The organism is Candidatus Accumulibacter phosphatis (assembly GCF_012939955.1).
Classification (GTDB): Bacteria; Pseudomonadota; Gammaproteobacteria; order Burkholderiales; family Rhodocyclaceae; genus Accumulibacter; species Accumulibacter delftensis.
The window spans coordinates 13,967-25,353 of record NZ_SPMY01000064.1 but is presented as its reverse complement, the minus strand read 5'-3'; the positions used below and the strand labels follow the sequence as shown (position 1 = coordinate 25,353).

Here is an 11,387-nt window from a genome sequence, read left to right as displayed (position 1 = left end):
GCATGGACAACCGCATCCTTGACGTAGCCATTGGCCTGGTGCTCGTTTTCGCACTGTCCAGCCTGATTGCCAGCGTGTTGGCCAGTTTCGTGAGCAACTGGCAGCAGACGCGCGGCAGCAACCTGCTCGCCGCCGTCGCCTCGATGCTCGGTGACGACGCGCAACTGGCTGGCAAGCTCTATCAGCTGCCGCTGGTGCGCACGCTCTACCTCAAGGACGGCAAACCGTCGTATTTGGAACCGGACATTTTCCTGAGCGCACTGTTCGAATTGCTCGGCAAGGAAGCGACACTACCCGTGCAGCGCGGCCAGGGAACGCCGCAGGGCTACGTCTCGGCGCTGCTGGCGAAGATCACACCAGCGGCCGGCAACGCCGCCACGGCGACGGGGCTGGCGGCGGTCGGCGAGACGCTGCAAAGCCTGTGCGCCGGCGTCGAAAACGATTGGCCGGCCTTCGAGGGGCGCGTCCGCCAGTGGTTCGTCGCTACCACTGATCGCTCGATCGGCTGGTTCACGCGCAAGACGCAAGCGCTGCTTTTTGGCGTCGGCCTGGCGCTGGCCGTAGTCCTCAACATCAACCCGATCGTCATCAGCATCGCCTTATGGAATGACCCGGTGCTGCGCGCGGCGACGGTCGCTGCCGCCCAGCAGGCGGTCGCCGAGCGCGAAGCGACGGTGCGCGCAGCGGCCGTACCGGCAGCCGCGCCGGCAGCGAGCGATCAGCAGCAGAAGGCTGTGAGCGCGCTGGCCAGCGCGCAGAAGCTCAGCAACGACGATATCGACCAGTTGATCAAGATCCTCAACGCCAGCAGCGGTAGTCGGGCAACCGCCTTGATCATGCAGGCCAGTAGTCTGCGCCAGGAAGTCCTGCGCGCGCGCAACATAGAAGCCATGCCGAGTCCACATTCAGAGCTGCTCGCCGAGGCGCAGAAGTCGATCGACGCGGGCCTGGTCAAACTGCAGCAGGACTTTGCCGGCGCCAGCGTCAGCGCCAGCAAGCCATTTCTGGCGACCCTGGAGCTGGCGCAGGCGCAGGCGAAACGGATCGGCCTGGCGATCGCCAACGAGCGCCACGTCGCAATGCCGGCGCCGCCGGCCGCGCCGCCGGCCGCGGACAGCACGCCTGGGTTTGCTGTGTGTCCGAGTGTCCCGGGGCTGGGCACGCTCCAGAATCTCGAGAGCAATGGCCCGGGCGACGGTAGTGCAAGAGCGCTCACACAGGGGCAGAACGAGTCCGCGCAGGGGAAAGCGGCGCTTGGTCAACTCTGCGCGCTTGGCATTCCGCTCGGCTGGAACGCTCGGCAGTGGCTGCCACCGGTGTTCGGGAGCGATGACACGGTGGCGACGCTGGGCAACCTTGCCGCGATGGTGCTCGGTTTTTTTATTACCGCCGTTGCCTGCACGCTGGGCGCGCAATTCTGGTTCGACCTCCTTGGCCAACTCGTGAAACTGCGTGGCACCAAGCCCAATGAAGCCGACGCCAGCGGCAAAGCCGGCACGGCTGGAGCGGCACCAAGTCCGCCGAGCGGCGCCGGCGGCCAGGCGCCAGCCGGCGCCAGCGGCCCCTTCCAGAATGTTTTGAACGAGTCGGAGCGGGCGCTCAGCGAGCAGCAGACGCGCGACATCCAAAGGGCGCTGAAAATGCCGAGCAGCAAGCTGAGCGGCGTCCTCGACGCCGACAGCCGGGAAGCGATCATCGCCTGGCATATAGAGACGCGCCGTGGTGGCTCGAATGAGCTGACCAGTCAGGACATCGCGACACTGCTGAACAACGAGCCGGCGGCTGGTGACGGGTCAGGGCCCGCGCCTGCCGATGACGAGGAGGAGGGCTGTGGCTGCGATGTCGCCATCGATGCCGCTGCGGCAAGCGCCGACGAGCAGCTGCCGGCGGCGAGAGGGGGGGTGCTCTGAGATGCCTGCTATCACTTATTCGCTGACCTGGTTACCCGATATCCTGCTCGGCGCCGGACTCAAGGTCGCCGAGGTACCCGGTTGGCAGAGCCGTGGCCGCGGTGACGTCGGCGCGATCTTCGGCGTCATCTGCCACCATACCGCCGGCCCGATGAGCGGCAACATGCCAAGCCTGCGAATGCTGATCGACGGTCGTCCCGACCTCTCGGGCCCGCTGGCACAACTCGGGCTGGGCCGCGACGGCACCTACTACGTGATCGCCGCCGGGCGCTGCAATCACGCCGGGCACGGCAGTTGGCAGGGGCGCAAGACGGGTAATGCCAGCTTCATCGGCATCGAGGCGGAGAACCGTGGCTTGCCCGGCGTCGACCCCTGGCCGGCGATCCAGATGGACGCCTACCAGCACGGCGTCGCAGCGATCCTTCGCCACCTCGGCAGGGGCGCCGAAGCCTGCGCCGGGCACAAGGAATACGCGCTGCCGCCAGGCCGCAAGCCCGATCCGCTATTCGACATGCCGACCTTCCGCAGCCGCGTCGAGGCGATCTTGGGCGGGCAACAGGTGCTGACGCTGATCCCGTCAAGCGAGCCGCCACAGCCCGGCGCGACGCAAGGCGCCCGCGCGACGCTGCGGCGCCCGCGCAGCGGCGATGTGGTCAAAGCGGTGCAGGCCAAGGTCGGCGTGACCGTCGATGGCGAGTTCGGGCCACGAACCGAAGCTGCGGTACGAGCTTTTCAGCGGCTTCATGGCCTGGTACCTGACGGCATCGTCGGTCCCAAGACCTGGGCGAAATTCGACGACGTTCCCTGACGGGCAACAGACTCAGCGGCTGGCACGCGCGGCTCAGGGGCCTTAACGAAGGATCAGACGCTGATGGTCGTCGCACTGCCGACGTCCATCACCGCCATATACCGTCGCCAGTTCTTGCCGCCAAACCCCTGCCGTTCTACGCCGCCGCAAACTGGCATCGCGTGCTCCGGAACAGAAGCCGCTACCACCGCCGCCTCAACTTGTCCGCGGCGAGCGGTGGCCGCCGTTCGCTGCTCGGGCCAGCGCGGCGCATTCCTTGTCGTCGAACGATAGGCCTTGAAGGAATAAGCAGGAAACTTTTTATTCTTTCGCAGTCTTTGGGCTTTGCGCTACCTTGGCGCGCTGCTTCGCCTACGCCCTCCCGACCCTTAGCCACAAAGGCCTGTTGATGTTGCTCCCCGAGTCACTGCATGCCCTGACTGTCGGCCTGACGCTGGTCGGCCTGTTTGCGTGCTTCGTGCGCGAATGGCTGAAGCCGGATGTGGCGGTGATGAGCGCGGTGGCCTTGCTGATGGCGCTCGGTTTGCTGACTCCGAAGCAGGTGCTCAGCGTCTTCAGCAACAGCGCGCCGATTACGGTTGCCTGCCTGTTCATCATCAGTGGGGCGCTGAGCAAGACCGGCTGCGTCGATCGCCTGGGTGACTGGCTGGGGGCGATGGCCGGCCACAGTGAGCGCCGCCTGCTGTTGGCAATGCTCGCGGTGGGTCTGCTGGTGTCGCCGTTCATCAACAATACGCCGGTGGTGATGGTGATGATTCCGGCGGTGATCACCATGGCCGGGCGCTACGGGGTGGCGCCGTCACGGCTGCTGATTCCGCTTTCCTACGCGACCATCCTCGGCGGCATGATCACCATGGTCGGTACCTCGACCAATATCCTGGTCGATGGCGTGGCGCGTCAGCATGGGCTCGAGCCATTCCGGATGTTCGAGATCAGTGCTCCGGCCATCGCCATCGCCTTGATCGGCTGCGCCTTGCTGCTCTGGTTGGCGCCGCGCTTTCTGCCCGTGCGCGAGACCTTGACGCAGCAGTTCACCGGTAGCGGCGACCGCCTGTTCATGAGCGAGTTGTTCGTTCCTGAAGGCTCCCATCTGGCCGGACGAAGCTTGCAGGAAGCGCGCCTGGCAAACGGCACGATCGAAGTGCTGAAGTTGTTTCGCGGTGACGAGGAGTGGTCCGCACCCTTGCCGGCGACGGCCCTGATGGTCGGCGACCGGCTGGTGGTGCATAGCCGCAGCAGCGCGATGATGGATCTGCGCAGCAGCACCGACCTGATGGGTGTGCAGGCACAGGTGGCTGATTCGCATGACCTGGAAACGCTGCGCCGCCGTGGGGTGGTGATGGTCGAGGCAATCGTCGGCCAGACCTCGCGTTACGTCCTGCGCCCGATCCGCGACCTCGACCTCACTGCCCGCTATGGTATCCACCTGGTCGCCGTGCATCGCAAGAACGCGTCGATTGCCGATATCGGCGACGACTTTCAGTTGCAGTTTGGCGACGTCCTGCTGGTCGAAGGCGGCTCGGCGCAGATCAAGCGCTTCTGCGAAAACGGCGATCTGTTCGCCATCACCGAAGGTCTCACGCCGGTGAGCAATCATCGCCAGGCGCCGATTGCACTGGCCAGCATCGTCGGCGTGATGACTCTGGCCGCTTTCAATGTGATGCCGATCGAAGGGCTGGCAATCATCGGCGCGGTGCTCGTCGTGGCGACTGGCTGCCTGCGCGCCGACGAGGCCTACAAGTCGATCGAATGGCCGATTCTGGTACTCATTTTCGGCATGCTGGCGCTGAGCATCGCCATGCACGAATCCGGACTCGACAAGTTGATGGCCAGCGCGCTGGTCGGCGTCGGCGGCAGCTTGTCGCCCTGGATGATGCTCTCGCTGGTGATTCTGCTCACTTCGATTGCCACCGAATTCCTCAGCAATAACGCCGTGGCGGTGTTGTTTACGCCGATCGTGATCGGTATCGCCGAACATCTCGGCGTCGATCCACGCCCCTTCGTGGTGGCGGTGATGTTTGCCGCCAGTGCGAGTTTCGCGACACCGATCGGCTACCAGACCAATACCCTGGTCTACACGGCCGGCAATTACCGCTTCGCCGACTTCGCGCGCCTCGGCATTCCGCTCAATCTGGTGGTCTGGGTGACGGCGAGCGTGCTGATTCCTCTGTTCTGGCCGCTGCAGCCGGTTTGAGGCAGAAGCGAGAAAGGCACGCAGTCGCCTCGACGCCGCGCGTCAAGCGCTCCTCGGCAGCTCTCGGCGCGGCGGAGTCGTAGCGTTCTCGGTCTCAGTCGCCGCTGGCTCGTGCTGCGGTGAGTGACGTGAGAGGAGAAGGGAGTTTCCTGAGTCGCTTGCGCGACTTTCACATTAAATGTCAGTGCAATGGAGTCGGTCCCGGTTGCGCGAATAGCTCCAGCGAGTGGTGGGATGGGCAAGAAGAGGGTGGTGGCCCACCAACTTCTGAGAAGCCAGGCTAGCTATCGTTTCGGATGCGCGACGAGAGGGCGCTGACCTGCCCCCGTAGCGGCGCGTTGGGGCCGCCAGCACCCCTGGCAAGCAATCGCCTTAGTTGTCGTTCGCGCGGCTTCTTCGCCAGCTTTCCAGCGCGTCGAGCGCAGCCTGCAGTGTCGGCAAGGGCACGATGCCGTCTTGCGCTGGCATGCGCTGGGCGCCTGCGCCACCCACCCAGAGCTCGACGGACGCCGGCAGCATCGCGCGCAGCTGGCTGAGCAGTGGACGCACCTGGCGTCCGGAAAAAGCTGCCGAAAGCGATACCGCTACGATGTCTGCAGCATGGGCCGCGGTGGCCAGCTGGATGTCGACCAGCGGCGTTTGCGTACCCAGTGAAATACAGGTGGCGCCGTCGAGGCCGAGCAAGGCCTCGACCATCAGCAGGCCGAGGACGTGCTGCTCGTCCGGCGGCGTCGTGAGCAGCACGCGTGGAGCGCCGCCTGTCGGCAGGTTGGCGATCGCCTGGTGCAACAGCGACTTGATCTGCTCGCTGTAGAGATGTTCTTCGAAGACCTGAAACTCGCCAGTCATCCATGCTTCGCCAACGGCGTCATTGAGTGGCGCGACGACGTCGATGACGAAACGCTGCAGGCCCATGCGCATCATGGCCTGGTTCAGCGCCTGGCGCAGCGCTGGAACATCGTTGGCCTTGAGCAGGGCGATCATCCTGGCGATCAGTGAAGCCTCGCCCGTCGCCGCCGCCTCGCTTCTGCCGCCCGAGGTGGCGACGCTGCAAAGCTGTTCGAACTCTTCGTCGCTAGCCGCCACCAGCCGGCCGGGGCGGTGGCCCTGGTCGATCAGGCGCTTCATCTGGCGCAAACGATCGACCTGCTCGGCCGGGTAAACGCGCTCCCCATTGTCGTCTCGCGTCGGTTGCGGGAAGCCATAACGACGCTCCCAGACGCGCAGCGTGTCCTTGCCCAGACCGGTGTCGCGCTCGACGGCGCTGATATTCATGGAGGGGAGAGTTGTCATGATGTCCTGGGCAAGTTGGCAAGAAAGCCTGTGAATTGCTTCGTAATGCCCAAGTGTCGCGCATATCTCAGAAGTTGTCCAGGACAAAAAAGAGAATTTGGCTTGACAATCGCTTTCTGCGCCCATATATTTGAGCCATGAATACTTATGTCCAGGACAAAAAGGGCGCAGAAATGTGGCTCTTTGCATTTCGATCGGTGCTCTCAATTGTCGATCTGGCGACCGATATTCCTCGGATGGCAGCGGAGAATCGTGCTTACAGGCGTGATCACGGCCGACGACACGAATGCTTTTCATGCCTGAAGTCTTCGTATAGCTGTCTTGTATGTCCTGGACAATTGGTGTCAGCTGACTTTCGCGCCAGGCGAGCGGTGAGCACCGCCACCGTGGAGCTTCCATGGATACCTCATCGACCGCAGCGGCAAGCAGATATCGACCAGCGGTCAGCAGTGATTTTCACTTTCTTCTCTCCACCGGAGACAGCGTCATGAATGCACCAGATAGCTTCTTTCTTCCCGACATCCAGGCCAGGGCCGACCAGCGTCAACTGGCGATCCAAAAGGTCGGGGTGAAGGGTCTGCGCTACCCGCTTGCGCTCCTCGATGCCGACGGCAAGGTGCAAAACACGGTCGCCCGCTTGTCCTTGTCGGTGGCTTTGCCGGCAGAGGTCAAGGGCACGCACATGTCGCGTTTTGTCGAGCTTCTCGAATACCGGCGTGCGCCGCTGAACGTCAATCGCCTGCTGCGCCTGCTCGACGAGATGCTGCTCCGCCTGGAGGCGACGAGCGGTGAGATCGAACTCGCCTTTCCCTACTTCATCAGCAAGGCGGCGCCGGTGTCGGCGGTCGAGAGCCTGCTCGATTACGACGTGCGGATGGTTGTCGCCAGGCGCGATGGCCAACGCAGCGAGTTGACGCTGGAGGTTGTCGCACCGGTGACCAGCCTGTGCCCCTGCTCCAGGGAAATCAGCGACTACGGCGCCCACAACCAGCGTTCGCATATCACGATCGTCGCGCGCTTGCGCTCGGGGATGAGTCCCGAGGAACTCGTCCGTCTGGCTGAGGAGGAAGCCTCCTGCGAGGTTTTCGGCCTGCTCAAGCGGCCCGACGAGAAGTGGGTGACCGAACGTGCTTACGACAACCCCAAGTTCGTCGAGGACCTGGTTCGCGATATTGCCTTGCGCCTGATGAAAGAGCCGCGAATCGCGCAATGGACCGTGAAGTCCGAGAACTTCGAGTCGATCCACAATCATTCCGCCTACGCGGAACTCAGCGGCGAAAACTCTTGAAACTGCCTGAGAACGAGGAGATGAAGATGCGTGGTGCACAGCGTATCGCCGTCGTCGGGGCGGGAATTTCCGGCCTGGCGAGCGCCTGGCTACTGGCCCGGAAACATCAGGTGACGCTCTACGAGGCGGGGGCAAGGCTCGGTGGTCATACGCACACCGTAGACGTGACGCTGGAAGGCGTGCGTCACCCGGTAGATGCCGGTTTTCTGGTTTTCAATACGCAGACCTATGCCAACCTTACGGCCATGTTCGCTCACCTCGGTGTCGCCAGCGTGGAGACCGAGATGTCATTTTCGGTCAGCCTCGAGGAGCCTCGTCTGGAGTGGGCGGGCAGCAGCCTGGCCACCGTTTTCGGGCAGAAGCGCAACCTCCTGCGGCCGGGCTTCTGGCGCATGCTCGCCGACATCCTGCGCTTCAACCGTGAAAGCGTCGCCTGGACCAGCGCCCATCCCGACGACGATCGCAGCTTGCGCGACTTCCTGGCTGCCGGGGGCTATTCACGGCCCTTCGCCGAATGGTATCTGTTGCCGATGGCGGCGGCGATCTGGTCTTGCCCGGCCGGGCAGATGCTCGACTATCCGCTCGCCACTTTCGTCCGCTTCTGCGGCAATCATGGCTTGCTACAGGTTTTCGACCGGCCGCTCTGGCGAACGGTCAAGGGCGGTGGCCGCGAATACGTCGGCAAGCTCGCCGCCTCGCTCGACGACATCCGCCTGGCAACGCCGGTGCGTCAGCTGCGGCGCACGGCGGCCGGCGTGCAGCTGCATACCGACATGGCGGTCGAGCACTATGACCAGGTGATCCTCGCTTGTCACAGCGATCAGGCCCTGGCGATTCTTGGCGACTCCGCCCGCCCCGCAGAGCGGCGTTTGCTCGGCGCGATCCGCTACGCAGCCAACCGCGCCGTGCTGCACACCGACGAAGCGCTGTTGCCGCGTTCGCCAGCCCTGTGGTCAGCATGGAATTATTTGTCCAGCAGCCAGGAGCTCGACCAGCGCCCGGTCAGTGTCTCGTACCTGATCAACCGCCTGCAGCCACTGCCTTTCAAGACACCGCTGCTGGTATCGCTGAACCCGCAGCGCGCGCCGCGCGGCGAGCGGGTGATTGCCGAATTCGACTACGAACATCCGATCTTCGACGCTGCGGCGATTGCCGCCCAGCGCGAGTTGCCGGCCATCTCGGGCGCCAGCGGGGTGTGGTACTGCGGCGCCTGGAATGGCTACGGTTTCCACGAGGATGGTCTCAAGTCCGCCTTGCAGGTGGCCAATGCCCTTGGCTGCCATGCGCCATGGCAGGGGAGAGATGCGCCTGCCACGACTGCTGCAGCGCTTGGGCGATTGACGGAACTGGCCGCGTGACCGCCGCATCGGCACGCCTTTTCTTCGGGCAAGTGATGCACCGCCGGCTGCGTCCGGTGGAGAACCGCTTCACCTATCCGGTGGTTTACTGCCTGTTGCCGCTGTCGCACATCGAGCAGACGCGCAGCGCCTTTTTCGCGGTCAATCGCTGGAACCTGTTCAGCTTCCATTTTGCCGACCACGGCGCCCGCGACGGCTCGCATCCGCTGGCGTGGATCAGTCCGCTCTTGCAGCAGGAGGGGATCACTGCCGACGGCGAGATCTGGCTGCAGTGTTTCCCGCGCCTCCTCGGCTTCGTCTTCAACCCGATCAGCCTCTGGTTTTGTCACGACAGCAGCGGCGATCTGAAGGCGGTTCTGGCCGAGGTCAATAACACTTTTGGCGAGCGCCATAACTACCTTCTGGCACATCCCGACGGCCGACCCATTCGCGACGGCGAGACCATCGAGCGGCGCAAGGTCTTCCATGTCTCGCCATTCATGGACGTCGCTGGCAGCTACCGCTTCCGTTTTCACGCGCGTGCCGGCAGGAGCGGCAAGCCGGATTGGCGGCTGGCGCGCATCGACCACGGCGATGCCGGCGGCGACCTGCTGCATACCTCGATTTCCGGCACCGCCGAGCCGCTCGCCAGCGGCCCCCTGCTGAAAGCCTTCTTCCATTTCCCGCTACTCACCCTTGGCGTTGTCCTGCGTATCCACTGGCAGGCGCTCAAGCTTTGGGTCAAGCGCGTTCCCTTCTTCAGAAAACCCGCACCTCCACTTGAGGAGACGACACGATGAATGCTCTCGAAAATGTACTCACCCTGCCGGCCGCGACCGCCGGCAAGCCAATGCCGCGCAGCGCGCGGGCGATTCTGGCACTGCTCGAAGGCCTCGAATACGGCAGCCTTGAAGTGCGTTTGCCGGACGGGGCAAGCCTGCATTTCGGCCAGGCGCGCAGCGACGACAGCGCCGCAGTCCTGGAGGTCGCCAGCTGGTCGGTTTTCGACTGGGTTATCGAGCGTGGCGATGTGGGCTTCGCCGAGGCCTGGATCGATGGCCATTGGCATAGCCCCGACCTCACGGCACTGCTGACCCTGCTGGCAAACAACCGCCAGGCGCTGGCGAAGGCCGTATACGGCCGCTGGTGGGCGCTCATCAGCGCGCGCCTGCGCCATCTGCTGAATGCCAACACCCGTGCCGGCTCGCGCCGCAACATCATGGCCCACTACGACCTCGGCAACGATTTCTACCGGCAGTGGCTGGATCCGACGATGAGCTACTCGAGCGCACTCTACTCGAGCGCTGCGCCGCGCTCGCTGGCCGCTGCGCAACTGGCCAAGTACCGGCGGATCCTGCAAAGAATCGACGCCCAGCCCGGCCAGCGGGTGCTTGAAATAGGCTGCGGCTGGGGCGCTTTTGCCGAAACCGCGGCGCGCGAGGCTGGCCTGGAAGTGGTCGGGCTGACGCTGTCACCGGCCCAGTTGCAGTACGCCAGAGAGCGGATGCGGCTGGCTGGCGTGGACCGGCAGGTGCATATCGAATTGCGCGACTATCGTGATCTGGTCGGCGAGCAGTTCGACCACATCGTCTCGATCGAGATGTTCGAAGCGGTTGGCGAGCGCTGGTGGCCGAGCTATTTCGCCACTCTGCAAAAGCTCCTGGCACCGACCGGGCGAGCCTTGGTGCAGAGCATTACCATTCGCGACGAGCTTTTTGCCCGCTACCGTCGCGGCACCGATTTCATCCAGCAGCACGTCTTTCCCGGCGGCATGTTGCCGAGTCCGTCGGTCTTCGGCGAGCAGGCAGCCCGTGCCGGCCTGGCGGTGAACGACAGCTTTGCTTTCGGGCGTGACTATGCGCGCACCCTGGCGGAGTGGTCGGCCAGTTTCGAACAGCAGTGGCCGGCGATCGCGGCGCAGGGATTCGACGAACGCTTCCGGCGCCTCTGGCGTTTCTACCTCGCTTACTGCCAGGCCGGCTTCAACAGCGGCGCTACCGATGTCATGCAGTTCGAACTGGCGCACGCGCGATGAAAGCGCTGTTCGCCCTGCTGCTCCTCATCAGCAGCACCCTGACGCAGGCGGTGCCTGACGCCCTGCGCCAAAGCGGCAGCGACTGGCGGCAATGGGGTAGTGGCGAAATGAGCTGGTTCGGTATTGCGCTCTATCGCGCCACCTTGTGGGTTGACGCCGGCCCGACCGCGGTAGCCATAGCGGATGCGCCAAGCGCCCTGCAACTCGACTATCGGCGCGACATCCCGCGCGCTCGCCTGGTAGAGAGCAGCGTCGACGAGATGCGCCGGCTTGGCGCCAGCGAAGCGCAATTGCAGCGCTGGCAGAGCGAATTGCAGCGCATCTTCCCGGACGTGAAGGAAGGCGAGACCATCGTCGGCGTGCACTATCCAGGGCAAGGCGCCGTCTTCTTCCATCGCGGGCGGCGCAGTGGTGAAGTCGCCGATGCCGATTTCGCACGCCTGTTCTTCGCCATCTGGCTTGACGAGCGCAGCCGCAGCCCCGATCTTCGCGCCGCGCTGCTTACCCGTCCGGAGAATTGAA

At 64.3% G+C, this 11,387-nt stretch carries 9 protein-coding genes; 8 read left to right on the top strand and 1 reads right to left on the bottom strand.

The window, feature by feature from the left end; all coding sequences use genetic code 11:
- Positions 1-2 precede the first annotated feature (2 nt).
- The 3 genes from E4Q23_RS19020 to E4Q23_RS19010 all read left to right on the top strand — a co-directional run bounded on the left by E4Q23_RS19020 (position 3) and on the right by E4Q23_RS19010 (position 4,912).
- A complete protein-coding gene (locus tag E4Q23_RS19020; protein WP_169068102.1) occupies positions 3-1,910 on the top strand; it encodes a hypothetical protein in 1,908 nt (635 codons plus the stop codon).
- A gap of 1 nt (position 1,911) precedes the next feature.
- Entirely contained in the window at positions 1,912-2,718 is an 807-nt protein-coding gene (locus E4Q23_RS19015; protein ID WP_211203841.1) for a peptidoglycan recognition protein family protein, read from the top strand.
- Positions 2,719-3,106: 388 nt separating this feature from the next.
- Positions 3,107-4,912 (top strand): SLC13 family permease, encoded by a 1,806-nt coding sequence (locus E4Q23_RS19010; RefSeq protein ID WP_169068101.1) that lies wholly within the window; start codon positions 3,107-3,109, stop codon positions 4,910-4,912.
- Positions 4,913-5,284: 372 nt separating this feature from the next.
- Here E4Q23_RS19010 and E4Q23_RS19005 read toward each other — a convergent pair whose 3' ends face one another.
- Positions 5,285-6,187: a MerR family transcriptional regulator gene (locus E4Q23_RS19005; RefSeq protein WP_248595587.1), complete on the bottom strand. Its 903-nt coding sequence runs from the start codon at positions 6,185-6,187 to the stop codon at positions 5,285-5,287.
- 505 nt (positions 6,188-6,692) lie between these two features.
- Between E4Q23_RS19005 and folE2 the strand changes: the two genes are divergently transcribed.
- The 5 genes from folE2 to E4Q23_RS18980 are packed head-to-tail and all read left to right on the top strand — an operon-like array spanning position 6,693 to position 11,386.
- Positions 6,693-7,493, top strand: coding sequence for a GTP cyclohydrolase FolE2 (gene folE2 / locus E4Q23_RS19000; protein ID WP_169068099.1), 801 nt, complete (start codon positions 6,693-6,695; stop codon positions 7,491-7,493).
- A gap of 26 nt (positions 7,494-7,519) precedes the next feature.
- Positions 7,520-8,851, top strand: coding sequence for an NAD(P)/FAD-dependent oxidoreductase (locus tag E4Q23_RS18995; protein ID WP_169068132.1), 1,332 nt, complete (start codon positions 7,520-7,522; stop codon positions 8,849-8,851).
- Entirely contained in the window at positions 8,848-9,630 is a 783-nt protein-coding gene (locus tag E4Q23_RS18990) for a DUF1365 domain-containing protein (RefSeq protein ID WP_336511736.1), read from the top strand. The genes E4Q23_RS18995 and E4Q23_RS18990 overlap by 4 nt, the downstream gene beginning before the upstream one ends.
- Positions 9,627-10,865, top strand: a complete 1,239-nt coding sequence (locus E4Q23_RS18985) for an SAM-dependent methyltransferase (RefSeq protein ID WP_169068097.1) — start codon at positions 9,627-9,629, stop codon at positions 10,863-10,865. Before E4Q23_RS18990 ends, E4Q23_RS18985 begins: the two co-directional genes overlap by 4 nt.
- Positions 10,862-11,386, top strand: coding sequence for a chalcone isomerase family protein (locus tag E4Q23_RS18980; protein ID WP_169068096.1), 525 nt, complete (start codon positions 10,862-10,864; stop codon positions 11,384-11,386). The genes E4Q23_RS18985 and E4Q23_RS18980 overlap by 4 nt, the downstream gene beginning before the upstream one ends.
- Position 11,387: the final 1 nt, after the last annotated feature.